This is a genomic window from Rhizobium sp. SRI_017 (assembly GCF_057586295.1).
Genome location: NZ_JBYCZP010000008.1, coordinates 252,293 through 275,978, shown reverse-complemented (window position 1 = coordinate 275,978; position 23,686 = coordinate 252,293). Strand labels below are relative to the sequence as shown.

The following is a 23,686-nucleotide window of genomic DNA, read 5'->3' as shown; positions in this document are numbered from 1 at the left end:
TCGGGACGGCAGGCCCCGCCAGGGGCAGAAGCAACACGTCGCGCCAGCGACGTATAATTGCGCCCTTGGAAGCCGCTCCTTCGGAACGGCCGGGATCATTCACCAAAGCTTGCGCCTTGGCGATTGTAGGATTCACCGTAGTGCGTTCCGCGCGTCGGTCTGAAATTTTGGCTTCGAAAGACATGCTTTCGAAGCCAGGAGACGAACGGAATGAAGAAGCCATCCTCGAAAATCCGCGAAGAAATCGCAAAGCTGCAGGATCAACTCAGGCAGGCGGAGACGCGAGAGGCCGAAAGGATCGGACGTATCGCGCTCAAGGCCGGACTTGGCGAGATCGAGATCGACGAAGCGGACCTGCAGGCAGCGTTGGAGGACTTGGCGAAACGGTTTCGCAGAAGCGAGGGGGTTTCGAGCGGAGGAAAAACGACGGCCCGTGGTGGCGGTGAAGGCATCCAGACCACGCCGGTCACGCCTGGCGCGTCTGCGGGCGGCGGTAGCGAGGCGTGAGCGCGTGGCACGCACGACATCGTCCGACGCCCGCAAGAAGGACACGCGGGAAAAGATTGAGCTCGGTGGCCTGATCGTCAAGGCGGGTCTGCGCTACGAGAAGCGGGCGCTGCTGCTCGGGGCGCTGGTCGAGATTGCGAGGCGCATCAAGGGGGACGCGGAAGAGAGAGCCCGGCTCATCGCAATCGGCGCGGAGGCCTTCGGCAATGACGGCGAATAGGATCCTGCTTGTAATCGCACCGGCCACGCTGATGATCCTCGTCGTAGTTGTCACGACGGGGATCGAACAGTGGCTTTCCGGCTTCGGGAAAACCGAGGCTGCGCGGCTGACACTCGGTCGGGCCGGGATCGCCGCTCCGTATGTCGTGGCAGCCGCCATCGGCATCATCAGCCTGTTCGCCAGCGCGGGGTCGAGCAATATCAAGCTTGCCGGTTGGGGAGTCATCGCCGGCGGCGGTGCGACGATCGCGATTGCCGCCGCTCGCGAAACTCTCCGCCTTTTCGCGTTAGCCGGCCAGCTCCCAGCGGACCAATCGGCCGTGTCCTACGTGGACCCGGCAACCATATTCGGGGCAAGCGCCGTTCTGATGTCCGCGGCTTTTGGGCTGCGCGTTGCGCTGGTCGGCAATGCGGCATTCGCAAATGCGGAGCCGAAGCGCATTCGTGGACGTCGCGCGCTGCATGGCGAGGCAGACTGGATGAAACTTGTCCACGCCGCAAAGCTCTTTGCCGATACCGGCGGCATCGTCATCGGCGAGCGCTATCGCGTGGACAAGGACAACACGGCGCCACAGTCTTTCCGGGCCGACAGTCCTGAGACCTGGGGCGCCGGCGGCAAGGCGCCTCTGCTCTGCTTCGACGGTTCGTTTGGATCGTCGCATGGCATCGTCTTTGCCGGCTCGGGCGGCTTCAAGACGACGTCGGTGACAATCCCCACAGCGCTCAAATGGGGCGGCACGTTGGTCTTGCTCGATCCGTCAAGCGAAGTCGCGCCGATGGTGACCGAGCACCGATCGAGTGCAGGGCGTGATGTCCGGATCCTCGAGCCTGGAAATACTGAGGAAGGGTTCAACGCGCTTGATTGGATCGGGCTACATGGCGGTACGAAAGAGGAGGACATCGCCGCCGTCGCCTCATGGATCATGAGCGACAGCGGCGGTGCGCGCGGCGTGCGCGACGATTTCTTCCGAACCTCGGCCCTGCAGCTTCTGACGGCACTGATAGCCGATGTCTGCCTCTCCGGTCATACGGGACAGGAGCTCCAGACTCTGCGGCAAGTGCGCAAGAACCTCGCAGAGCCGGAACCAAAACTGCGCGAGCGGCTGCAGTCCATTCACAGCAATTCGAAATCCGAATTCGTCAAGGAAAATGTCGCCTCCTTCGTCAACATGACGCCCGAAACCTTCAGCGGCGTCTACGCCAATGCGGTCAAGGAAACCCACTGGCTCTCATATCCGAACTATGCTGCCCTCGTCTCCGGCTCGAGCTTCTCGACGGACGAGCTGGCGACAGGCGAGATCGATGTCTTCATCAATATCGACCTGAAGACGCTGGAGACACATTCGGGTCTGGCGCGCGTCATCATCGGATCGTTCCTCAACGCGATCTACAATCGCGATGGCAAGATGCAGGGACGGGCGCTCTTCCTCCTAGATGAGGTCGCCCGCCTCGGCTACATGCGGATCCTGGAAACCGCGCGTGACGCCGGCCGCAAATATGGCATCACGCTGACGATGATCTATCAATCCATCGGACAGATGCGCGAAACCTATGGCGGCCGCGACGCGACCAGCAAATGGTTCGAGAGCGCAAGCTGGATCTCGTTTGCCGCGATCAACGATCCCGATACCGCCGACTATATCTCGAAGCGCTGCGGCATGACCACGGTCGAGATCGACCAGGTCAGCCGCAATTTCCAATCGCGAGGATCCTCGCGCACACGCTCAAAGCAGCTCGCGGCACGGCCATTGATTCAACCGCATGAGGTACTGCGGATGCGGACCGACGAACAGATCGTTTTCACGGCGGGCAACCCGCCGCTCAGATGCGGGCGCGCCATCTGGTTCCGCCGCAATGACATGAAAAGTTGCGTCGCCGAAAACAGATTCGGCAAAACGAAATAGGGGATGTGGATGAAGGGTACTAAAGTCATTTTGGCCATGACGGTCATGCTGATTGGCATCGTCGGAACGGCCGGCGCTCCTGCGGCAATGAGCGACAGCCATTCAGCCAGATTCTCGATCTGCAGCGGTTCGCCGCGAACGAACTGCGTTGTCGATGGGGATACCTTCTGGTTTCGCGGTCAAAAGATCCGAATTGCCGACATCGATACACCCGAACTGAGCCCGCCGCGTTGCCCGCGCGAAGCTAAGCTCGGTGAAGCTGAAAAATATCGTCTGCTCGGGCTTCTCAATGCAGGGGCGTTTTCCCTCGTGACGGGATCTCGCGACGAAGATCGCAATGGCCGAAAGTTGCGGATCGTGCTGCGAAAAGGATCCTCGATAGGCGAAACTCTTATCGCCGAAGGCCTGGCCCGGCATTGGGAGGGACACCGTCGCAGCTGGTGCGATTGACGCCGGGCGAACACCACAATCCTTGAAAACACTGAACACCGGTCGTCGACTATTTCTTCGGAGGATGAGCATACGAGGCAGAGGATGCACCCCGCATCCTGCGCCCGTTCGCGCGCCGCTTGACCGGTTAACAGGGTAGCCGCAGGAGGGTTAGCGCCGCGCCGCGCGGAACCCGGGACCGACTACCCCCGGCAAGTGGCTCTGCTTGGACTCGCCACTGAGAATCATCACCGGCGTGAATCGATGCCGCGTGATCGATTCAGATAAGTCGTTGGACGCGGTTCGGTGCTCGCGCGAAACTGAAACCATGAGCTACTCGGCCTATCATCTTCACATCCAGCGCCTCGACGCCACTAGGAACATGGCGCGCTACTATCGACTGGCGATTGAGCCGACGCTCTTCGGCAACATCTCGGTGGTTCGCAATTGGGGGCGTATTGGAACACGCGGCCAGGAGAGGATACACTTCTTCGAAAACGAAAAGCAGGCGCTCATCCTTTTCCTCGACATTCTTCGCGAAAAGCGGCGAAAAGGCTATCGGCCGGTGCCACCCGGTGGAAAATCTCAAAATTGATTGGGGATTTGCCGCGTTGCGCCGATGACAGCATTCCCCATTGCTGACATGGATTCGCCGTCAACAAGGGGAACGCCAATGACGACAACGAATGAAATCGCCGACAAGATCGCAAGCGAACAGGGTCTGACCAAAGCTCAAAGCAAGACAATCGTCGAAGCTGTGTTCGCTGCAATTGCCGCTGCCGCGGGATCCGGTGCTGAAACCTCAATCCCAGGCTTCGGCAAGTTCAAGGTGAAGGATACGCCAGAGCGTGAGGCGCGTAATCCGGGGACCGGCGCGACGATCAAGGTGGCGGCGGCGAGGAAGCTCACTTTCACGCCTGCCAAGGCCCTGAAGGATGCCCTGAACAAGTAAGCGCGGCCAGCGCGGGCGGCGCTGTGACGAAGCGGGAGAAGTCGCCCTCAGAAGGGCGGCTCGGCTTCAACGGAGCCGACCTGTTCGGCCAGCATCACGACCAGGTCGGCTTGGGCAAGTTCGAGCTCGGCCTCGATCTGGCGGCGCTCGGCGCTATCAAAGGCGCACTTCAGCTCGCCACGCAGGTCTTCAATGTGCTGTTCGATCGTCATTGTCTCATCTCCTTGAGTTCGTGAAAGACGAGTTTGGGGGGCGGGCCGAAATGGCGGGGTCAGGGATCGCGAGAGCGACCGGCGGAGCCGGCGAGTGGGGGAGCCGAATTTCTGACGAGGCCCGTGAGGGTCGCGGCTGAAATTTGGGGGGACCGCGCGTCCTTGAAGCCGGCATTGCGGCCCGGCACCATATTCGATCTGAGCAGACAACCACCTGTCCGTATGGCACAAAAAAAGTCAGGCTCGGGTTCGAGACCCGGTCCTGGCTTCATAAGTGATAATAGAAGGGGCCCCGCCTTTTGGGCGGGGCCTCGGGATACTCAGTCCCGGCTGGGGCGGGACCAGATGAGCTGGTAGCCATCTTCGCCTTCCACCTCCGTGAGCGTGGCGTAGATCGGAGCGGGGAAGCTCGGGTCGTCGAGCTTGACCGAGAGGTAGTCGCGGTCGCTCTCGCTGGAGCGCTTCTGCCAGGCGGCGCCGAGTTCGACATTGCCGGCGTAGATACGGAAGTGCGGTCCCTTGTCAGAGGGGTTTTCGACGCGGGCGATGCGAGCCTTGACGTTGAGCGCCAGAGTGCGGACGGTGCCGGTGAAGCCGTTGTCGTTTGCGGTGAAGGTGCCGATGGTAGCCATTGTCGTAGTTCCTTTTCGCTCAATCGGGCCGCGCCCATCGCGGCCTCGATGGCAGTCGCAAAGACCGGGGACGATCGGACCGCACCCATAGGGCCGGAACACCGTGGAGGGCGGCAAGTCGCAGATTTGTTAGTCGGAGAGGAAGAAGGCGTAGCCTTCACGGGTAAGAAATCTGGGAATTGCCGTTGCGGGAGGACGATCGAGGCGCAGCCGATCTCCGGTCAGACATGCCTCATCGAGCCTGCTGATATGCGCCGCCAACCACGTGCGAAGGAATATGACCATGGCAAACGCGACCTCATGATCGATAACGCAGCGTCCTCGGCTCTGCTGTTCACGTGTCGTTTCAGCTCAGACTGTACCAGGTACCACGACCTGCCCCGTGCAGGGACAGGTGTCCATGCTCGGTTAATGCCCGGAGATGGTCCTTGACGGTATTGCGGCTTGCGCCGGTGGCGGTTGCTGCATCCATCACGGTCACTCTTCCACGCTCGCGGGCCAACTCGAGGATCGCAACGGAAAGCTCGGGCAGGTCGCCGAGCAGAATGCGCTCGCGCTCGATCTTGCGCTCCAGGCGCTGCTTCTGGCGTTGGAGGCTTCGGAGGAAGAACTCGACCCAGGGATTCCAATCCTGCTGGTCAGTCCGGATCGTGCCTTGTGTCCGGCGCAGAGCGAGGTAGTAGGATTCCTTGTTTTGCTCAATGACGCTTTCGAGCGAGCTGTAGGGCACATAGGCATAGCCTGCCTGTAGAAGCATCAATGTTGTCAAAGCCCGCGAGAGCCTGCCATTGCCATCCTGGAACGGGTGAATTTCGAGGAAGACGACGACGAAAACCGCTACGATAAGCAGGGGATGAAATGTCCCGTCCTCTTCTTGTGTTCGTTGCCATGCAATGAGATCCGCCATTCGGCCTGGTGTGTCGAAGGGGGAAGCGGTCTCAAACACGATGCCCAGGCTTCGGCCGTCTTCATCGAAAGCTTCTACATTGTTGGAAAGCGTCTTCCAGCTTCCCCGGTGCCGTTCATCCTTGGTCGAGTAAGCGAGCAAGTCTCGATGAAGTTGGCGGATGTGATTTTCATTGAGTGGGATTGTGTCGAAAGCCGAGAAGATCGTCTCCATCACTTCGGCATAGCCAGCGACTTCCTGCTCATCACGTGTGGAGAATGAGCCGATGCGCAGGTTCGAGAGCAATCGTTCGACCTCGCGGTCGCTCAGCCTTGCCCCTTCGATGCGGGTGGAGGATCCGATACTCTCGATCGTGGCGACCCGTCGCAGACTGGATAGCCGGTCCGGGGCGATGCGACCCAGCGCGCGCCATGCACCCTTGAATTCGTCGATCTCAGCGATCAGCGAAAGGATTTCTGGGGTGATCCGAAGTTTCGCCAGGTCGAGAGCCTGCATCCATTAATCCATCCGTTTCCATCCAAAACGGTATTGCACGGCGCCATCCAATAGTCCATCCATTTCCACCCAATGCACGGGGCTGAATTCGACTCGCGAAGGTCGGCCCCGCCTTTTGGGCGGGGCCTCGGGATACTCAGTCCCGGCTCGGGCGGGACCAGATGAGCTGGTAGCCGTCTTCGCCTTCCACCTCCGTGAGCGTGGCGTAGATCGGAGCGGGGAAGCTCGGGTCGTCGAGCTTGACCGAGAGGTAGTCGCGGTCGCTCTCGCTGGAGCGCTTCTGCCAGGCGGCGCCGAGTTCGACATTGCCGGCGTAGATACGGAAGTGCGGTCCCTTGTCAGAGGGGTTTTCGACGCGGGCGATGCGAGCCTTGACGTTGAGCGCCAGAGTGCGGACGGTGCCGGTGAAGCCGTTGTCGTTTGCGGTGAAGGTGCCGATGGTAGCCATTGTCGTAGTTCCTTTTCGCTCAATCGGGCCGCGCCCATCGCGGCCTCGATGGCAGTCGCAAAGACCGGGGACGATCGGACCGCACCCATAGGGCCGGAACACCGTGGAGGGCGGCAAGTCGCAGATTTGTTAGTCGGAGAGGAAGAAGGCGTAGCCTTCAGGGGTAAGAAATCTGGGAATTGCCGTTGCGGGAGGACGATCGAGGTGAAGCCGATCTCCGGTCAGACATGCCTCATCGAGCCCGCTGATGTGCGCCAAACCACGTGCAAAGGAATATGACGATGGCGGTCACAAGCGTGCTCACGGCACTGGGCGACTTCACATGTCCGAGTTCCCTGCCCCTGGAAGGCCGGGGCTATCCGCCGTTCCGCATTCATCGGTTCGACTGGCACACCCCATGACGCGATAGCGTCACCGCGCGAATCGCCGCCCGGAGGATCCATACGTCAGCAGACAAAGCCGTTCATTGTCGAGAAGAAGCCATCCCGCAAACCCAAGTCCGGTGCGGGAAAGCCCTCGATCTGGGGAAAGCTCGATCTCAGCCTGAACGCTGATCAGCAGGATGACGCACAAGGTTCCGTGTCGACGGCCGCCGGCGGGGACGACCGTCGCCAATAAGCCGCTTATGCGGCCCGGGATTCGCTGCCTGCTGCGGGTTGAAGGTCATGCAGGTAGGCTACCGCGCGCTGTGCATGTGCGGCCGCTTGGAAGATGGCACGCTTGTCGTCGGCCAACACCTTCAGCCAGGACTGAAGATAGGAGGCATGATCGGGCCGCGGCTCGAGCTCAGGTGCAATGCCGAGATCGGCGCAGAGGAAGCAGCTCCCCAGCTCTGCGATGAGCTCTTCGCGTGCGCGCTCGGTCTTGTCTTTCGCGTAGCGCGAGAGGTCTCGCCCGACCCGGGTCTCTGAAGCTGTCCAATGCGTCGCCTCGTGGCTCAGCGTGGCATAATAGCTTGCCGCGTCCTTGAAGGTCTCGAAGGCCGGCATCTGAATCAGATCCGGACCGGGGGCGTAGAAGGCCTGGTTGCCACCGTGACGGATTACAGCACTGGTAGTGCGAAAGAATAGATCCGCCTGCTCGATCCGGCCAACAGGATCGAGAACCGGCGCCGGCCGGTGATAATAATGATCAGGCAGGCCATCGATCTGCTCGATATTGAACACGGAATAGGCCTTAAGGAACGGGATTTCCCGATCAATCTCACCACCTTTGCCGTCTGTTTCGGATTTGGTGAAGCGGCTCGCGAACACGACCGTTGATCCCGTCTCGCCCTTTCGAACCGCCCCGCCGAGCTCCAGGGCCTGCTTGAACGTCATCCACATCGATGAGGTGAAACCGCGCGACATCTGCTCGGACCAGAGCAGGAGCACGTTCATCCCCGAATAGGTGATACGGTCATCCGTATTCGCCGCATTCCACGGCTTCATCCAGGGACGGACGCCATTGGCGAGCTCCTCGATAATCCGCGCGGTGATCCGGGAATAGATATCGGTACGCTGGCTTTCGATCTTCTTGCTCATTGCTCATCTCCACTATTCGGAGCCGCTCCATCAGCGGTCCCGTCGCGGAGGCCAGAAGGCAGGAGCCCGGGAGCCGATGGCCCGCACCGGAACGGCCGCAACGAAGTATAGGACGGCGAAGCCGTTGCGGGCTGGCGGCGGCTCCTGCAGGTCCGACGCACGAGACGGGGCGTGATGGATCGGTCAGACCCTCCTTCTTTCCCTTTCCTCAGGAGAGAGCCGACATGCGAAAAGGCCGCCCCGAAGGAACGGCCGAAAGGGTAGAGGCGGGGCGAACCCCGCCCAGATGGTGTCAGTCGAAGGCCGATATCTGCGCTGCAGCCGCCTTGCGGTCCACGGCATGGCCGGCGTTTTCGACCGGCCTATCGAAAGGCTTCCAGCTTTCGCCGACGATGTGCTTGTAGGCGGCGACGGCACCTTCGGCGGCCATGCGCAGCGAGTGGGCCTGGATCCCCATATCGGCCGCGAATTCCCGCTTGCGGTGCGCGGCGCTGTCATATCCGACGGGACCGTCGCGGTCCTCGTCACGGGTGTCGTTCGCGGCCCTGGCCGTGGCGTCGCGCGCTTCGGTGACGGCCTTGCTGTAGAACTGGCCGGCGCCGTGGGCCGAGCCGACAAAGGCGCCGACGATGCGCTACAGGTGGATTTGCATGGCACGGTCGCCAAGGCCCTCGCTGAGAGCGTCTGCCGTCTCGGAGATCAGGCGCTCATGGAGAGCGCGGATACCCTCGCTGTCGACGACCGCGGTCCCGAAGCTCTCGGCGATCTTGAGCGCCTGGGCGCTGTCGGGGCATGTCAGCCGGACCATCTCGATGGTCGCGCCCTTGCGGAGCGGTACGACGCGGGCGGATTGGCGAGAGTTGTTTGCGGGCTTGGCCATTTCTGTATCCTTTCGATTTCTCCGAAGACTTTGCGCCGGCCCCTTGCCGGAGCGCCCTTCGGTACGGTCGAAAAAAGCTGGCGAAAGACGGGCACTTTCACAGGTCCGAAATCCCTGAATGAGCGTGCCTGCCTTGCGGACCAGTGGGATCATTATCCCGCGCAGGACGCTGGGCCGACTTGCGAAGTGAGGGGGTTGAGGCCGCACCGCGGCGCGTTAGCGGCCTTGAAACGACCGGCCGCCGGCTTAGACCGTGACCAAACGAAGGGTGTTCCGGCAAGGGAATGCCGCGCTAACGGGGACGCGAATGGATTGGCCCCGGCCCGCCTGGAATGCGATGAACTGCTAAGGGGAACCGCTCGAACGACGAAGGTTTGGGTGGCCGGGCTCAATGCACCTCCGCGTCCAGCTCGACGTCCAGCTTCTTGCGGACCAGCACGATCGCGTATTCCTGCCGGGTTAGTTTGCGCGAAAGGGCATCGAACTCGGACCGACGCTCAAATGTCAGCCGATCGAGGTGATCGTGAAACATCTGTTCGTCGGAACGTGTCCAATTGGTTCGGCCTCGGCGATGCGACCTGGCTTTGGCCTTGTCGGTCACAGTCAGACGCTCAGTCCGCATGGCTATCTGACGATGAATGAGGTCCAGCTGGCGCTGGGTCAACTGATGGGCAGCTTCCATCCTCACAAGCAGCAGATGCTGGCTCATGGCAATCTCCTGTAATGTCGATAGAAGAGATCGCCGCCGGCTATAGCCAGCGGCGCTTGGTCCGCGGGGAGAAACGACTACTCGGCGGCGATACCGTAGGCGCTTTCGTGATCGTCGAGCGTGCCGGCACCCTCATCATTGAGGTCAACAGGCGCCTCGATATCGTCTGCACTATCGACATTGCTATCGCTTTCCACCGGGTCGGCCGCGGTTTCGTCATCACCAACGTCGCCACGGTCGCCATGACGAAGAAGCGCAGTGATGTCCTGGGGATCGGGAGGGAACAATGCGGCCAGGTGAACGAGCACTGCATCACCTTCGAAGTGCTCGACCAGAGCCGAACGCGTCTCGCGCACGCGGGCACGTGGCTGAATGCCAACGTCCTTTGCAACAGCCTCGAGCGACTGGCGCGACAGGCATATCAAAAAGTCCTCCGTGCCCATGTTGGGCAGGAAGCTGTCGGCACCGATCGCCTCGCCGGCGACGCGGGAGACAACGCCGCTGTTCGACATGCCGCGCCGGCACGAGAGGACATCGATCAGCGCGCCGCGCGCAGCAACGCGCACGGTGTCCATGTCGAAGGACAGTCGACCATCCTCGGTAAAGAGGCGTGCTGCATGCCGACCGAAGCGCGACCCGCCGTAGTGCATGCCACCCGCCCCGGAATCAACGCGCACATTCGAGCCGGCGAAGGCGAGCACGAGCAATGCCATCAGCATGTCGTCCTCGATCGGCGCGCGGGCGAGGGCCTCGTGCAGCGCATCAGTCCTGAAGTCGCCGATCATGTCCTGACCCTTCTGGGTCACATCGGGCCGAGACTTCGTGACGCTGCTATCGTCTTCGGCCGGTGTGTCGCCAGTATTGGAGGCCTGACCCTTCTCGGTTTTCGATTCCGGCATGCGATAATGGACTGTCTGCACCTTGCCCTCGCGATCGAGATAGAGACCGGTCAGATCTCCCTTGCCGGGCTTGCCGTAGACTTGGCTTGCCTTTTTCGGCAATTCGGGCTGACCCAAATTGTTCACCTCGACGATGGCGCCGTTCTTGGGCAGGTTGGAGGTCATCCATTCCTGCTGGGCGCCGAGAAAAGCCTCGACATTGGTGGTGAAGCGATTGTCCTGGTCGGCCGGCCCGAACAGGTCGTCCGCCCATTCGATGCCATAAGCCTCGCGCAGATCATCGCCGAAGCGCGCGTCCCTGGCGAACATCCGGGTCTTGGAAAGTCCGTTGGCGATCTGCCACCAGGATGCGGTGTCTCCCTTCTTCGGCTTCTGCGCCTTCCAGACTTGCCTCTGATCCTCCTGGGACGCCGCTGCGATTGTGCGTAGCTGCTGCTCGTTGGGCATGTCGCCCCTGGCCATGTGATCCAGCATCGCCGGCAGAACATTGGCGAGCAGCCGCAGCTTCTTGATCTGGCGGACGGGAAGGGCGAGAGCGACAGCGATCGCTTCCTCGCTCCAGTCGAGCGCGACCAGGCGTTCGACGCCGCGCCATTGGTCGACCGGGTTCAATGGCTCGCGGGCGATGTTCTCGACCATGGAGCGCATGGCGCCATTGTCGTTGGCCGCCTCTGCGACCAGAACTTCGATTTCCTCGAGCTCTGCTGCGATCGCCGTGCGGACACGTCGGTGACCGGCCTGGATGACATAACCATTGCCGCCGTCCGGCTGCGCCGACACGACCGGCGGCTGGATGATGCCGACGGCCTTTACGGTCGCGAGCAGCAGTGCGTCGGCCTGCGGGGTAGACTTTGACCGCCTGATATCGTCGGGGTTTTCGTTCAGAACGCGCGGATCGATCTTGATGATGTGCATGGGAAGCTCCTTGCCCGAGTTGCGGAACGGCGAACCGCTCCTGTTTCGTCCTCAGTTCTTTCCGAAGACACTTACCGGACTGCGGAGCGGCGGGGCCGGTGCAACTGCGCCGGAGCGACCCTGCCGGTCTGGGCGAGCAAGGCGCAGCCATGCGAGTACGACAGGCCGGGTTGAGGACGGGGCGGTTGAGCGAAGCGTCGACGGGACGGTCGATCTGCGATCGGGTATCCTCCCATTTCCCTTCTCAATCCCTTCATTCCCTCGCTGTCTCCGAGATAGACGAACACACTTTCCGGATTGGACGAGCTTGCATTCCGAACTGGACGAGGCTGGTTTCCGGATTGGACGTTCGAAAAGAGCTGTTTTCAGGAATTCGATTTTTGACCGACGATCACAATGTTGACTCGCTGTTTCCAAGAGCCGCATCTGCACGCGTGGCTATCGCAATGACCGATACACCGGTTGTCCTCGCGAACGGACCTCGCCAGTGCGGCAAGACCACGTTGGTGCGCGCGCTCTTCCGAGGCGAACGGCCATACTTCACTCTGGATGACGACACGACACTTGCATCGGCAAAAAACTGAGCCGGCTATGCAGAAGAAAAAAGGGCCGCCGGCGAAAGCCGCGGCCCATAAAGTGTGGAGATCTTAAACCTCCAGAGGGGAACAGCTGATGCAGCGGCACTGGGAGGAAACCGCCATGCGCATCAACTGAAGGCAACATGCCCGATTTTTGACCAATCGTAAAACATTTATTGTGCAATGCAGCCATGTTAATGCTGCGCTGCTTATAAGCTCCTTCTTGGGTCAGGCCGCCTTGACGACCGTCGCGTCCTGGCGCGCAGTCTCGGCGAGATCATCGTCGACCTCGTGCAGTTGCCGGCGCTTCTCCTTCAGTTCATCGCCAAAGGCGAAGGCACCGCCATCGCGAGACCGAGTGCAGGCACCGGGGAGGGCGAGGGTGGTGTCGGATCAGTATCATCATCGTTGGCAGCGACGAGATCGTACCCGCCAAACGCGGTTACGCCGAGGCGCAGTCCCGAGGAGAGGGCGGAGCTGCCAAACAGGTCCAATGTAAAGGGGTCATGGTTCACTGAGGTCATTCCTTCGAGAGAACAAGACGCCCGCCGAACCGGAAGGCGATTGACGCGTGGATTTCGTGAGAATTGTGTGGTGGTCAGGCGGCGATCGGCTCCGGCAGGTGCCGCAGGTGGACAGGGAGCTTTGCCGAGATCTCGTCATTCGACAGGTCGGTCAGCAGTTTCAGAAACGTGCCTTCCGGGCCGCCGTAAAGGACGACTGTCCGTTGCCCTCGAGCATCCTCAGGCCATCGATCACCGGCATAACCACGATAGCCATCGGTCGTGCTGCTCCAGATGTGTTCGAGACGCTCGTCGCGGGTCATGGCACGGATCGGCCGGCTTTCACGCTCGATGATCGCGACTCGCATCGCCTCGGTCGAGCCGGGGCAGGAGAGATCGCAATAGCTATGAAAATGGCGGATCACACCGTCTATTCTGAGGGTGAAGAACACTGACGTCACCGACCCGGTCAGGAACTCGCGCATGGCGAACATCGAGCCGCGGATCCAGAGCGGCGGCAGCAGTTCGAACATGGTGTCGTGCTCTGTCTCAGCGATTTCGAACCATTCGCCGGCATAGAGCGCGGACGCATCGTCTTCCCATCGGTTCGGGCGTTGGGCATGGCGATCAAAAAGCGAGAACATTTGTTGGCGCGTGGTCATCCCCTGGAAGACCTTTCGGATTGGGCTCAGGTTTGTCATCGACGGCTCCTTCGGTTTCTGCCGGACCGAAGCGCCGAGGCTCCTCAAGACCTCATGTTCCTCTTCAGTCCTTCATGACCCTCCCCTCGCTGCCGGCATCACGGCCGGTCGGGTCAAGGGCCTGCGCAGCCGGGCAAAGCTTCCCTTGACGCGACCGGTGGGAATGCGGCACGCTTCCTTTCCCAAACCTCATTTCCCTTCTTTCTCTTTCCCGCTTTTTCAGCACCTCATTCCAATCGTTCTCCGGAGGACGCAGCCTGAGCCATCCGCAGCCCGCGTCTTCCGCGATAGTGCGAAGGCGGTCGGCGTAGACATCGCCTTGGGAATTGGCGTCGGTCGCGGCGACGAGTTGGACGTCGGAGGCTGTTGCCAACTGACGCAATTCCGCCGTGGTCGCCGGCGCCCATCCTCCGCCGGTGCTCAGATAGCACGTCGCATCCCGCATGCCCTCTATGGCAGCCAGGCTCATCGCATCGATCGCCGCCTCGGTGACGCAGAACCGGGTGGGAGTGCTCGGGCCGAGCCTGAATAGTGTCTTGGTGCCGCCGGTCGCAAAGCCCCGCCATTCTGGACCGCGGCTTTCCCAACCGGTTATGGCTCCGGAGCTGTCCCTGTGCGCGGCCCATACACTGCCGCACGGCCCCTCACGGAGAAGTCCTTGGGCGATGGCCGTGCGCATGATGGAAGCAGGCAGGGAGCGATCCCAACGGAGATAGCGCCACGTCGCTGAGCCAGGCCATGGTGGCCTCCGGCGATCCCAATCGTCTGCAAGCGAGGTTCGGATCGCCGGCTCGCGGTCATCCTGGTGCCGCTGTGTGTCTGACGGCGGGACCCCTAAAAGGTCTGCAATTCGCGCGCATCCTTCGGGGAAATCGCAACCCTCCAACACCTTGATTAGGCCGAAAATGTCGCCTTTCGCGTCGCTGAGGGGATCGAACCATCCACGGCCGGAATGCGTGACGATGATGATCTCACTGTCGCGACGATACTTCATCGCGCGCTTGGTGCTTTCTTTGGCGTCAAGGGCGAATCCGGACGTTTCCAGCACCGCCTGGCAGCCAATCGTTTCCCGCAATAGCTCGATCTCGGTTCTCTTCATTCTTTCTCTTTCAGTCGCATTTCGACCGGCCTCTCATTTCTTTCCTTCCCGCTTCATGCGGGCCAATTCCCGACGGGCGCGAAGAGCAAAGGACGCAAGGGCGCGGCTGGCAACCGCAGAATCTATGAGTGCCATCTGGGCCAGCCGCGGCGCAGCCTCCCTTGCGGCCGCCGGCTCGCAAGCGCCAGCCGAAGGCAAAGCAGGGCTCAATGAGCCCCGAATGGATGAAATTCATGGATGACCTCAAGGTCGTCGCTTGCGTCGATCTCGTTCGAGGGCAGCACACCATATTCGCCGTCGACCTCGAAGACGGTCACCGGGACCGTCAGGTCGCGGGCAAGCTGGAAGGCGTGGGACTGTGCGAGGCTGAGATCGTGCGACATTTGAGAGGCTCCATCCGGGAGCGGGCCACTTCCCGCTCGATGGCTCCCAAGGAGGCCCGGGGACGGGCGCGATCACCGCGATGGCGCAGCCTGAGTGGCCGCAGCTGGCTAGCGGACCCCTTGAGGGTTGATCGTGGAAGATCCGGCTCTGGGCCAGGACGCCATCAAAAGAGAGCGGGATTGGTAAGCTCTCGGTCCGAGTCTGAGCGTCGCAAGGTTTCTCGCGTCTGGTTTCGCCGATCGGCAGGAGAGATTGCTGATCTGTTCGCGTTTGGTCTCTTCATCGATCGGAACGCGCGGGCCTGCCGCTACCAAACATGTAAAGAACGGCGCTAGCTACGGCGAATCCGGCAAAGAGAGCAAACATCGCCGGTGCGCCCAGAATGTCGAATGTCAGCCCACCGAGTGCGGGTCCCAAGAAACTCCCGGCGCTAGAAAGTGCATAGGCGCCATAGTAGCTCCCTCTCTTACTTTCATCCGAGATACCGTCAACCAGCACGTATTCGGAGGGAACGACCAGAATTTCGCCGATCGTAAACACGATCATGGAAATTGCAAAGCCCATCCAACCAGAGGAATGCATGAAGCCAACCTGGCTGGCCGCAAACATTGCGCAGCCTGTTACGAGCGCATGCAATGCGCCGACACGTTCGATGAGTTTCCGGGCGACCTGGTTGCCGAACAAGACCACCGCGCCATTGATCGACACCAGATAGGCGAAGATCTCAACGCCATCGACAATGTTGGCGGAAAGATAAGGCGCAAGTGTCGCGGTCCATTGGCCATAAACGGCAACCAACAGCGTGCCGCCCGCTGCGAAACAAATCATCCTCGGGTCACGGATCGCGAGCTTGATACTTGTAACCAATGGCATCGCCATCGACGATTGAATATGGTGCCTGGATCGCAGGTCCGGCAAATGCACAAGGTGAAGCGCCAGCGCAAGAATTGCATAGGTACACCCTGCGCCGACAAAGAGCACCGTTGGTGCGAGACCAGCGGCCACTCCCATTATCGGCCCAACTGTCCAGCCAACATTCGACGCCGTGTAACGCCAGGAAAAATACTTGAGGCGAAGCGGTTCGGGGCAGATATCGCTGATCAACGCTCTGGAAAGAGGACCATAAATAGCGATCGCAATCGCGGCGCAAGTCTGTGCCAGGCAAAACAACACCACCGAGCCAGCAAGGCCGATTGCGATCATCGCAAATGCCATCGCCATCAGCGTCAGAACAAGAAGCGGCCGCCGGCCCACCCGGTCCGACATTGATCCTGCAAAGAGGGCTATCGCCGCGCCCAGCAGCGGGCCAATCCCGAGTAAAAATCCAATCGCCGCCGGGCCTAGTCCGAACTTTCGCTGCAGTTCGATCGCGAGGAAGGTCATGCTCATCGCGCGAGCGGTTGTGACGATGCCTGCGCCAACGACCAGAAACACGATCCCGCGCGGTCTTCCTGGGTGTTCGCCCATGGGCCCTGCACTCGTAGATTCTGCAATTTTCAAAGCCGCAGTCCTTCAGCTAGCATTGGCGCTTGGAGGCGTGGTTGGCAGCAATTGTGCGTCCGGCCGCGCCACGACGGCGCAGCGACTACGAGAGGCCCATAGAATGAGAGATCGACTGTCTGCGTCGCTCGCGACCCTAAGACTGGCCAAAAATCGCGATCAACTTGCCCCGTCGCTGCGGAGCCTATGCCTGCGCTATGGCCTGTCTCATATGACGTTCCTGGTCGCATCCGTCAGGAGCCGATCAGAGCGAAATCCCTACGTCTGCACCACTTATCCCGATGCCTGGACTGCGATCTATCTCGACAACCACTATTTCGTGATTGACCCGGTGATCGATATCCTGCGATGGGGCCATCTGCCGGTGGACTGGTCATCGCTCGATTGGAAGCCGCCGAGCGCAGCCAGCCTTCTGAATCAGGCGAGGCATCACGATATCGGCCCACATGGTTTGACCATTCCAATTCGAGGGCCAGAGGGAGAACGCTGTCTATTCTCGGTCACGTGCAATCGATCTCGACGGGACTGGTTGAGACTGCGTACCGAAAGCATTCACGAGTTGCTCATTCTATCCCACTATGTCGACGAAACCGTGCTTGCGGTCACCGGCCTTCGCGATGCCAGCCGCTATCGCGACCTCTCCCGGCGCGAGCGGCAGTGCCTGGAACTGCTGGCGGCAGGCCGGCTCTCGAAACAGATCGCTGCGGCCTTAAGCATTTCCGAGAGCGCCGTAAAACAATACCTGCGATCTGCGAGGCTCAAGCTAGGCGCCTCGACGAGCCATCAGGCCGTCGCGAAGGCGAGCTTTCTTGAACTGATCTCCCTGTAACCTCGACTGTCCCGTTGGTGACCTCGATACCGCGCCTTCCTGCGGCGGAGGTCAACCTGTCGATTTCGGCAGGTTGCCGCGTCGTCCCTGCAGCGTCAGTGATGGTAGCACTCGAAATTTGCAACCGGTAAGTGCGGCGAAACATGAGCGGCGCCACGAGCCGGGAACATTCATCGCCATCTGCATCCGAGGAGGAAGATCGCCATGGTGGACAGGGAAACAATCGAAAAATGGCGGAACGCACCTCGGCTGACATCCTTCGCCGCCTTCTTCGACAGGACAGCGAGCGGCCAGGGCGGGGCACCGGATCTAAGCGAACCTGAAATAGACCTGGGGATGCTCGACTTCGACTTGGAAGTGGCGATTTTTGCCGACACCTACCGGCGTCTCCGCGGCACGTTCGACATCCACTATGTCGCGAGCATCCCGTTCCGATATGAAGAGGCGTGCAGGGTAGGTGCAGCGATATTGTCCTTTGCCTTGAAGACATGGGCCCGCAGTGGCTCTCCTACGACAATCTACACGCTTGGCACTGGCACCGGCCGCATGTCGCGCGCGCTGGCCACACTCGGTGACGGGAGGATCGAAACGCTATGCTGCAGTCCTACGGCAGCCAATCGCGATGCGTTCTATGCCAATCGCGGAAGTGAACATGCCCATTTCTTCCTTGGGCCGTTCTTCGAACTCGATCCCGATCGCTATGCGACGGACCCGGATCTCGTTGCCTTCAGAGGCGGATTTGATGTTCTCGTCGAGGACACGACGTTCCAGATGTATGACAGCGACCGAAGGAAGCAGTTGGAGTTCGTCGTTCCCAGGATAAGGCCCGGCGGTGTTCTGGTTCAGGTGCAGAAACTCGCGCAGCGTGATCCCCGCGTTTACGAAGCGCGTGAACGGCAGAAGGACGAGCAGTTCAAGGCGCAGTTCTTTTCGGCCAACCAAATCGCCGAGAAGAAGGACGAGGTCGTTGCGACGATGTCCACCCTGCAGGTCGACATCGATACTACCACCTCGGCCCTCGCTAGCTTCTTTCGCTATGCGGTCCTGACCTGGAACAGCGGAAATTTCTATACGATCGTCGCGTCAAATTCGCGGGCGTCGATCCTGGAGCTGGTTTCGCTAATGCTGAAGCCTGCGATCCCACCAGCCTATTGCTATGAGTCCTTGCCGAAGGTGATCGTGGACACAGAAGCAGAACCGCTGACACCGAGCCTGTCTTGGCGGTCTGCCAACATGATGACGCTGGTGGCCCCCAGAGCGGGTGCGGTGTCTTGATATGTCGGACACCGCGCCCGCAAACAGCCAAAGGGACTGCAGCGCAGCCGACGTCAGGACCACATTGTCGGCGCTGATGCCTGATATCTCGCGATACTGGCAACGTCCGCTTCATGCATTCGCATCGGTGGTTTACGACGTCGACCCGTTTCGCTCCGATTGTCCTGAGCGCGCTTCCGCGATGCACCGCCTCGCTGCCTGCATTGAGCGTGCGGCACGGAGGGGAGGATTCAGCGCGCAGGAGGCAGCCGGCGCCAGTCGTCAAATTCTGGATTCGCCTGTGCTCCAGACCGGGCCTCATTGCCTTTTGGTCGTTGAGCCGGATGCCTTCTACACCCATCTGTTCAGCCTGCTTGGTCTCAAAGCACAGGGTCGGAAATGGCACATCCAATATGCCGTGTCCACGACGTCCTACAGTGAGTCCGGGAAGAAGGGCCCCGGCTGGCTCGAACTCCAGGGCGTCGCCCACAATCTCTTCGGCCTGCCGCGGCGTCGGATGGACGGCAGGAGCATCTGCTGCCCGAACGGCCCTCACAAGTTTCGGCTCACCGATCCGAGCAACAGCATGGCCCCGAAAGCGTCGGTCGCCAGATTGCTGAGGCATATGCCGCTGGCAGAGTTCCCATCGGCGGCGGCGGCGATCAAGGCGGCCAATCAAGCGCTCTGGCGAAGCAAGTTCGGAACACCAGTGAATTTGCTGCAGCTTGACGATTTGGATATCGCCGATCTGCTTGCCGATCATCTCGAGGATGCGCAGTCCTGGATGTCGGCGCATTTCGTGGGAGACGGCACGACGGCCACTGCTATCCTGGATGCGATCGATGAACTGAACGCCGGCGTTTGGCGTGGTTGGATCCGAAGTACGACAGACTTCTTTTGGCGAGTTAATGCCGGCAGGGTGACACCTCTTCACTTACACGACCGCGCTCTGAAATCCGAGGGGCCGTCAAATTTCCAGGTTCCGTACGACCCCGCCAGCCTTGCCCAGTCGCTTCGCGCCCGCAGAATCGTGCCCAACCTGTTCACCGTCTTCCTTGTCATGTCGATCCTGCCCGGAACGAGGGTTCTTGGAGGCTGCCGCCAGACGATCTACTATCCACTCATGCGATATCTGGCCTCAATCGCGACCGAGCGGTCGGGGAACTCTGATTTGCTGAAGGCACTCGAGAGAGACTATCGACCAGGTCTCTGGGGACATCGCACATTGAAGCCTGCAAATGGCGCCCCTCTTCGCGAACTCGAGCTCGCGGGAAGCGTTGCGCCTCTATTGGCGACCTACGCTCAACTGTCCCTCCTACAAGCAAGCGATGACCTGGCGAGCTTCACGAAGGGAGCGGTCTGGGCAAACCTTTCAGACCATGTCGCCGCTGGCACGATCAGCGCGGCGTCCAAGGAATGGCAATGGTCGGGATCTCGATAGTGACGGCCGAGGGCCCTATTTGACTAGGTCTGCGGCTGCCTCTTGAATCGAATGCCCACGCCGCCACCATTTTCAGCAATGAAATCGATTCCTGCCTTTTCAAAGGCTGCGGCGATACTCGCCAGATTGTTGCCTATGGGCGTGTGTGCCCCGCGTTCGAAATCAGCAATCGTTTGACGCGACACATTCGCTGCTTCCGCGAGTTGTGACTGGCTCCAACCCAACATTGCTCGTGCACCGCGGCACTGCTCCACCGTAAGATGATCGTTCCTCAAGGCAAACTTTCTGATTGACTTCTATCATTTTGTAGGAAACATTGGCGCCTGCGGTTGAGTAGGTGCTGGAACGCCTGCCCGACCTAACCACAATCAAGCTGTTGGGAGCTCGGATCATGGCTGATTCTGAGAATAGCAGAACTTTGCCTTCAAACAGGTATAGAAACCTTCTCGCCGCCACAGCGCGTCTGTTGTCGGAAATCGCGGTCAATAAGGGCGGCGCAAACGGCGCCGACACGACTGAGGCCCTTACCAAATGGTCGACTTGGTCGCAGGCCTACTCTGACTATTCCCGTCTTTGCGGCGTTCAACAGAGGCTAGAGAGCGAGCTGTTTCGAACCGCCGCTACCGAACAACGTGTGCCGCTACCAGAATCCGCGTCTTTTGCCCCCTCAGAGCCATTCGAACGAGACGCTCCCGCAAAAGCGCTGTCCAGCTCGGAACCGGAAGTCGGATTCCGTGCCTCTCAGTGGGACGCAGTGGACGACGTCGCTGGTCATAGCCGCGCCAAAGCAGCGGAAGACTCCGCTTCGGCGCGCGAGCAATTGCTGGCCGCGGACCTGTGGTCCGTATCGGGGAAATCAGCCGTCTCTGCCATGGCCAAGCTCCACTGCCTCCTCGAACAGGGAGAACCCGTGCCAGGTAGCGGTGAGTTCCCATGGCCCCAGATCCGGTCGGCACTTGCTGACCTTCTGATGGCGAGCACTCCCGATACAACCACCCTTCCGGATCTTTCGGAACGCCGCTCAGTCGCCAGGGTCTCGTAGCAGCGACAGCGATCACGACTTCGAACTGCTAACGCAATCAAACCTGAGCTTCGAGGCGAGAAAACCGCCTCGAAGAAACGGTGACGCGCGCGATGAACAAAGCCTCATCGCGGCAGGGTTATCGCCTAATGAAAAGAGGGAACATCGTAATGCCATCCTTGCATAAACTACGCTCGATCCTGCTTGCCGTGGCCGTCACCACTGCAGGAACAATCGTGCCCATCAACGCCGCGGGCTGGGCAGAGGAACTGCGTGTGGGAACGCAATTCAAGCTCATGACGCTTGATCCGCATTTCGCTGACCTCAACGAGAATACGTCACTGCTGTCCCATATCTATGAGCGCCTTGTCTATCAGGACGAACACCTCGATCCCAAACCGGGCCTCGCTGTTTCATGGAAGCGTCTCTCGAAGACGCAGTGGGAATTCAAGCTGAGGGAAGGGGTCCGCTTCCATGACGGCTCTCCCTTCACGGCGCAGGACGTGATCTATTCCATCGAGCGTGTCCGCGACTTCCTCAATCCGCCGAGTGGGGGCTTTCGAGCCTACACGCAATCGATCAAGTCGGTAACAGCGCCTTACGCATTGACGGTCGTCGTCGAGACCAGAAGCGATATTCCCACGCTCCCGCTATCGCTGTCGTCAATCTTCATAATGCCCCACAAGGCGGGCGGGTATGTGACGACCGACGAGCTCAATTCGGCTGCTCAGCCGGTGGGAACCGGACCCTACAAGTTCCAGAGCTGGCAGTCGGGTGAAGTTCTCAAGCTCGTCAGCAACGACTCCTATTGGGGCGGCAAACCTGTCTGGTCGGACGTCACTTTCCGGATTATCGAAAGCCCGGCAGCGCGCGTTGCGGCTCTCAAGACTGGCGATGTCGATGTCGCTGACTATATCCCGGCGCGAGACGTGTCCGGGCTCGAGCAGGATGGAGTGAAGATAGGCAGCACGAGTGCCGCCCGATCGAATTTCCTGCAGTTCGACGTGGCAAGAGACGAGCCGCCGGGCGTGACAGACAAGGCAGGCAATCCGATCAAGAACCCGTTCCGTGATAAGCGGGTCCGACAGGCTTTGACAATGGCGACCGACCGGCGGTTCCTGGCCGAGAAGATTCTTCTCGGATACGGGACCGCGGCCGCGCAGCTCTTTCCTGCCGGCCTGTCGGGGACTTCGACTACGCTCAAGGCAGAAGCGCCCGACTATGATGCCGCGAAGGCGCTGTTGACCGAAGCGGGCTATCCCGATGGTTTCAGTGTCGTACTCGGGGGTCCGACAGGGCGCTATCCTGGCGACGGCGAATCCCTGCAGGCTATCGCGCAGAACTGGGCGCGGATCGGCGTAGAGGTCAAACCGGTCGTCGCGCCATTCTCCGTCTTTGCCACGCAAAGATCCGATGGCGTCTATCCGGTCTGGTATGGCGGCTGCTCGGGTGAGGCCGTAACGCTTTGCCTCGACAGCGTGATTGGCTCGCCAAACAAGGAGCTGGGCACCGGCTCGCTAAACTACGGCAAGTATCAGAACAAGGTCTTTGACGAGATGCTCGCGAAGGCCAAGTCTCTTGAGGACGGTCCGGAGCGAAGCGCGGCACTGGCTCGCGCAACCGAATTCGTCATGGCGGACTATCCAATGATCCCGCTCTACCATTTCCATCTGATCGTCGGATATCGCGAGAAAGTCGGCGCCTTCACTGTCCATCCGCGCGGCTGGGTCACGGCGATGCAGGCCGTCCCTTCGGGGGAGTGAACTCATGATCCTGGTCAACACCGTGGGGGGAAGGCTCTTCCAAGCCTTCCTGCTCCTCCTTGCCATGTCGCTCATCGGCTTCATCGGCATTCATGCCGTCGGCAACCCTGTCTACAATATCGTCAATATCGAAACCGCGACCGCCGAGGATATACGGCGGGCATCGGTCGCCTTGGGGTTGGATCAGCCCATCTGGCGGCAGTACCTGCTGTTTATCGGCAACGTCATCACGGGCAACTTCGGGACATCCTATATCTACCATCTACCGGCGTTCAGCCTGGTGATGAGCAAATTGCCCGCCACGATGGAACTTGCTTCGATTGCGATGTTGTTCGCAGCCTGCGGCGGAACCTTGCTCGGGTTGGTGGCCGGACGACTCCAAGGCAGCTGGCTTGATCGCGGCATCCTGAGCACCAGCGTGCTTGCGCTCAGCATTCCCTCCTTCTGGCTGAGCATGATGCTCATCCTGGTTGGCGCAATCCTGACCGGCTGGTTTCCGTCAGGCGGAAGAGGGGACACAGTTGTCCTCTTGGGGCGGGAATGGAGTTTCGCCACAATCGACGGCCTGCGGCATATCGTGTTGCCGGCACTGGCACTCGCCATCCCCAACGTCGCGCTGATCGCTCGACTTGCCCGATCGGGAACGATCGAGGTGGAAAGTCAGGAATTCATCCGCTTTTGTCGGGCCAAAGGCCTCACCCCGAGGAGGATCCTGTTTCGACATACATTGCCGAATATCAGCATTCCGATCGTCACGGTGATCGGGATGCAGTTCGGCGGCATGCTCGCTTTCGCGGTGGTCGTCGAGACGATCTTCGCTTGGCCCGGTGTCGGCAAGCTGCTGATCGATTCCATACAGCTTCTGGATCGCCCCGTCCTGATGGCGTCCTTGACCTTTGTCACCGTCGCCTTCGTCACGCTCAATGCAGTCGTCGATCTCTTCTACGCGGTGCTCGACCCACGCGTCCGGATATCGGGATGA

Annotated in this window: 24 protein-coding genes and 1 pseudogene; 11 read left to right on the top strand and 14 right to left on the bottom strand. The window is 60.4% G+C overall.

The window, feature by feature from the left end; genetic code table 11:
* Positions 1-210 precede the first annotated feature (210 nt).
* The 6 genes from traC to AC2YI2_RS19470 all read left to right on the top strand — a co-directional run bounded on the left by traC (position 211) and on the right by AC2YI2_RS19470 (position 4,011).
* Complete coding sequence (gene traC, locus AC2YI2_RS19495; RefSeq protein WP_487388128.1) at positions 211-507, top strand: conjugal transfer protein TraC; 297 nt, start codon at positions 211-213, stop codon at positions 505-507.
* Positions 508-511: 4 nt separating this feature from the next.
* Positions 512-727, top strand: coding sequence for a type IV conjugative transfer system coupling protein TraD (traD, locus tag AC2YI2_RS19490; RefSeq protein ID WP_487388127.1), 216 nt, complete (start codon positions 512-514; stop codon positions 725-727).
* Positions 714-2,630 (top strand): Ti-type conjugative transfer system protein TraG, encoded by a 1,917-nt coding sequence (gene traG / locus AC2YI2_RS19485; RefSeq protein ID WP_487388126.1) that lies wholly within the window; start codon positions 714-716, stop codon positions 2,628-2,630. The genes traD and traG overlap by 14 nt, the downstream gene beginning before the upstream one ends.
* A gap of 45 nt (positions 2,631-2,675) precedes the next feature.
* Complete coding sequence (locus AC2YI2_RS19480) at positions 2,676-3,080, top strand: thermonuclease family protein (RefSeq protein ID WP_487388174.1); 405 nt, start codon at positions 2,676-2,678, stop codon at positions 3,078-3,080.
* Positions 3,081-3,285: 205 nt separating this feature from the next.
* The gene (locus AC2YI2_RS19475; protein ID WP_487388125.1) at positions 3,286-3,654 is read left to right on the top strand and encodes a WGR domain-containing protein; all 369 of its coding nucleotides are present in this window, start codon (positions 3,286-3,288) and stop codon (positions 3,652-3,654) included.
* 78 nt (positions 3,655-3,732) lie between these two features.
* Complete coding sequence (locus tag AC2YI2_RS19470; protein WP_487388124.1) at positions 3,733-4,011, top strand: HU family DNA-binding protein; 279 nt, start codon at positions 3,733-3,735, stop codon at positions 4,009-4,011.
* Between the two features lie 47 nt (positions 4,012-4,058).
* Here the strand turns inward: AC2YI2_RS19470 and AC2YI2_RS19465 are convergent, their stop codons facing one another.
* The 13 genes and pseudogenes from AC2YI2_RS19465 to AC2YI2_RS19405 all read right to left on the bottom strand — a co-directional run bounded on the left by AC2YI2_RS19465 (position 4,059) and on the right by AC2YI2_RS19405 (position 16,363).
* Entirely contained in the window at positions 4,059-4,223 is a 165-nt protein-coding gene (locus AC2YI2_RS19465; RefSeq protein WP_487388123.1) for a hypothetical protein, read from the bottom strand.
* Between the two features lie 320 nt (positions 4,224-4,543).
* Positions 4,544-4,855, bottom strand: a complete 312-nt coding sequence (locus AC2YI2_RS19460; RefSeq protein WP_487388121.1) for a DUF736 domain-containing protein — start codon at positions 4,853-4,855, stop codon at positions 4,544-4,546.
* A gap of 346 nt (positions 4,856-5,201) precedes the next feature.
* Positions 5,202-6,257: a Fic family protein gene (locus tag AC2YI2_RS19455; protein WP_487388122.1), complete on the bottom strand. Its 1,056-nt coding sequence runs from the start codon at positions 6,255-6,257 to the stop codon at positions 5,202-5,204.
* Between the two features lie 136 nt (positions 6,258-6,393).
* On the bottom strand, positions 6,394-6,705 hold the full coding sequence (locus tag AC2YI2_RS19450) for a DUF736 domain-containing protein (protein ID WP_487388121.1): 312 nt from the start codon (positions 6,703-6,705) through the stop codon (positions 6,394-6,396).
* Between the two features lie 623 nt (positions 6,706-7,328).
* Positions 7,329-8,228, bottom strand: a complete 900-nt coding sequence (locus tag AC2YI2_RS19445; protein ID WP_487388120.1) for an ArdC family protein — start codon at positions 8,226-8,228, stop codon at positions 7,329-7,331.
* Between the two features lie 292 nt (positions 8,229-8,520).
* Positions 8,521-9,108, bottom strand: a pseudogene (locus AC2YI2_RS19440) (hypothetical protein).
* Positions 9,109-9,496: 388 nt separating this feature from the next.
* Entirely contained in the window at positions 9,497-9,817 is a 321-nt protein-coding gene (locus AC2YI2_RS19435) for a hypothetical protein (RefSeq protein ID WP_487388119.1), read from the bottom strand.
* A gap of 77 nt (positions 9,818-9,894) precedes the next feature.
* Positions 9,895-11,631, bottom strand: a complete 1,737-nt coding sequence (locus tag AC2YI2_RS19430) for a ParB/RepB/Spo0J family partition protein (RefSeq protein ID WP_487388118.1) — start codon at positions 11,629-11,631, stop codon at positions 9,895-9,897.
* 892 nt (positions 11,632-12,523) lie between these two features.
* Positions 12,524-12,724 (bottom strand): hypothetical protein, encoded by a 201-nt coding sequence (locus tag AC2YI2_RS19425; RefSeq protein ID WP_487388117.1) that lies wholly within the window; start codon positions 12,722-12,724, stop codon positions 12,524-12,526.
* Positions 12,725-12,807: 83 nt separating this feature from the next.
* Positions 12,808-13,413 (bottom strand): DUF1419 domain-containing protein, encoded by a 606-nt coding sequence (locus tag AC2YI2_RS19420; RefSeq protein WP_487388116.1) that lies wholly within the window; start codon positions 13,411-13,413, stop codon positions 12,808-12,810.
* Positions 13,414-13,477: 64 nt separating this feature from the next.
* Complete coding sequence (locus AC2YI2_RS19415; RefSeq protein ID WP_487388115.1) at positions 13,478-14,512, bottom strand: DUF3991 and toprim domain-containing protein; 1,035 nt, start codon at positions 14,510-14,512, stop codon at positions 13,478-13,480.
* A gap of 206 nt (positions 14,513-14,718) precedes the next feature.
* Positions 14,719-14,895, bottom strand: coding sequence for a hypothetical protein (locus tag AC2YI2_RS19410; RefSeq protein ID WP_487388114.1), 177 nt, complete (start codon positions 14,893-14,895; stop codon positions 14,719-14,721).
* Positions 14,896-15,175: 280 nt separating this feature from the next.
* Entirely contained in the window at positions 15,176-16,363 is a 1,188-nt protein-coding gene (locus AC2YI2_RS19405) for an MFS transporter (RefSeq protein ID WP_487388113.1), read from the bottom strand.
* Here AC2YI2_RS19405 and AC2YI2_RS19400 point away from each other — a divergent pair.
* The 3 genes from AC2YI2_RS19400 (at position 16,362) to AC2YI2_RS19390 (ending at position 19,920) form a co-directional block, all read left to right on the top strand.
* Positions 16,362-17,225, top strand: coding sequence for a helix-turn-helix transcriptional regulator (locus AC2YI2_RS19400; protein WP_487388112.1), 864 nt, complete (start codon positions 16,362-16,364; stop codon positions 17,223-17,225). The genes AC2YI2_RS19405 and AC2YI2_RS19400 overlap by 2 nt on opposite strands.
* Before the next feature lie 204 nt (positions 17,226-17,429).
* On the top strand, positions 17,430-18,500 hold the full coding sequence (locus AC2YI2_RS19395) for a class I SAM-dependent methyltransferase (protein ID WP_487388111.1): 1,071 nt from the start codon (positions 17,430-17,432) through the stop codon (positions 18,498-18,500).
* Between the two features lies 1 nt (position 18,501).
* Entirely contained in the window at positions 18,502-19,920 is a 1,419-nt protein-coding gene (locus tag AC2YI2_RS19390; RefSeq protein ID WP_487388110.1) for a hypothetical protein, read from the top strand.
* A gap of 23 nt (positions 19,921-19,943) precedes the next feature.
* Here the strand turns inward: AC2YI2_RS19390 and AC2YI2_RS19385 are convergent, their stop codons facing one another.
* Positions 19,944-20,174, bottom strand: a complete 231-nt coding sequence (locus tag AC2YI2_RS19385; RefSeq protein WP_487388173.1) for a helix-turn-helix transcriptional regulator — start codon at positions 20,172-20,174, stop codon at positions 19,944-19,946.
* A gap of 916 nt (positions 20,175-21,090) precedes the next feature.
* Here AC2YI2_RS19385 and AC2YI2_RS19380 point away from each other — a divergent pair.
* Together AC2YI2_RS19380 and AC2YI2_RS19375 are read left to right on the top strand one after the other, a co-directional pair.
* The gene (locus AC2YI2_RS19380; RefSeq protein ID WP_487388109.1) at positions 21,091-22,704 is read left to right on the top strand and encodes an ABC transporter substrate-binding protein; all 1,614 of its coding nucleotides are present in this window, start codon (positions 21,091-21,093) and stop codon (positions 22,702-22,704) included.
* Positions 22,705-22,708: 4 nt separating this feature from the next.
* Positions 22,709-23,686, top strand: a complete 978-nt coding sequence (locus AC2YI2_RS19375) for an ABC transporter permease (RefSeq protein WP_487388108.1) — start codon at positions 22,709-22,711, stop codon at positions 23,684-23,686.

Excerpts from the sequence above, each read along its gene's own strand:
- traC (WP_487388128.1), top strand. The coding sequence starts at position 211 with ATGAAGAAGCCATCCTCGAAAATCCGCGAAGAAATCGCAAAGCTGCAG.
- traG (WP_487388126.1), top strand. The coding sequence starts at position 714 with ATGACGGCGAATAGGATCCTGCTTGTAATCGCACCGGCCACGCTGATG.
- AC2YI2_RS19480 (WP_487388174.1), top strand. The coding sequence starts at position 2,676 with ATGCTGATTGGCATCGTCGGAACGGCCGGCGCTCCTGCGGCAATGAGC.
- AC2YI2_RS19470 (WP_487388124.1), top strand. The coding sequence starts at position 3,733 with ATGACGACAACGAATGAAATCGCCGACAAGATCGCAAGCGAACAGGGT.
- AC2YI2_RS19465 (WP_487388123.1), bottom strand. The coding sequence starts at position 4,223 with ATGACGATCGAACAGCACATTGAAGACCTGCGTGGCGAGCTGAAGTGC.
- AC2YI2_RS19460 (WP_487388121.1), bottom strand. The coding sequence starts at position 4,855 with ATGGCTACCATCGGCACCTTCACCGCAAACGACAACGGCTTCACCGGC.
- AC2YI2_RS19455 (WP_487388122.1), bottom strand. The coding sequence starts at position 6,257 with ATGCAGGCTCTCGACCTGGCGAAACTTCGGATCACCCCAGAAATCCTT.
- AC2YI2_RS19450 (WP_487388121.1), bottom strand. The coding sequence starts at position 6,705 with ATGGCTACCATCGGCACCTTCACCGCAAACGACAACGGCTTCACCGGC.
- AC2YI2_RS19445 (WP_487388120.1), bottom strand. The coding sequence starts at position 8,228 with ATGAGCAAGAAGATCGAAAGCCAGCGTACCGATATCTATTCCCGGATC.
- AC2YI2_RS19435 (WP_487388119.1), bottom strand. The coding sequence starts at position 9,817 with ATGAGCCAGCATCTGCTGCTTGTGAGGATGGAAGCTGCCCATCAGTTG.
- AC2YI2_RS19430 (WP_487388118.1), bottom strand. The coding sequence starts at position 11,631 with ATGCACATCATCAAGATCGATCCGCGCGTTCTGAACGAAAACCCCGAC.
- AC2YI2_RS19420 (WP_487388116.1), bottom strand. The coding sequence starts at position 13,413 with ATGACAAACCTGAGCCCAATCCGAAAGGTCTTCCAGGGGATGACCACG.
- AC2YI2_RS19415 (WP_487388115.1), bottom strand. The coding sequence starts at position 14,512 with ATGAAGAGAACCGAGATCGAGCTATTGCGGGAAACGATTGGCTGCCAG.
- AC2YI2_RS19410 (WP_487388114.1), bottom strand. The coding sequence starts at position 14,895 with ATGTCGCACGATCTCAGCCTCGCACAGTCCCACGCCTTCCAGCTTGCC.
- AC2YI2_RS19400 (WP_487388112.1), top strand. The coding sequence starts at position 16,362 with ATGGGCCCTGCACTCGTAGATTCTGCAATTTTCAAAGCCGCAGTCCTT.
- AC2YI2_RS19405 (WP_487388113.1), bottom strand. The coding sequence starts at position 16,363 with ATGGGCGAACACCCAGGAAGACCGCGCGGGATCGTGTTTCTGGTCGTT.
- AC2YI2_RS19395 (WP_487388111.1), top strand. The coding sequence starts at position 17,430 with ATGGTGGACAGGGAAACAATCGAAAAATGGCGGAACGCACCTCGGCTG.
- AC2YI2_RS19390 (WP_487388110.1), top strand. The coding sequence starts at position 18,502 with ATGTCGGACACCGCGCCCGCAAACAGCCAAAGGGACTGCAGCGCAGCC.
- AC2YI2_RS19380 (WP_487388109.1), top strand. The coding sequence starts at position 21,091 with ATGAAAAGAGGGAACATCGTAATGCCATCCTTGCATAAACTACGCTCG.
- AC2YI2_RS19375 (WP_487388108.1), top strand. The coding sequence starts at position 22,709 with ATGATCCTGGTCAACACCGTGGGGGGAAGGCTCTTCCAAGCCTTCCTG.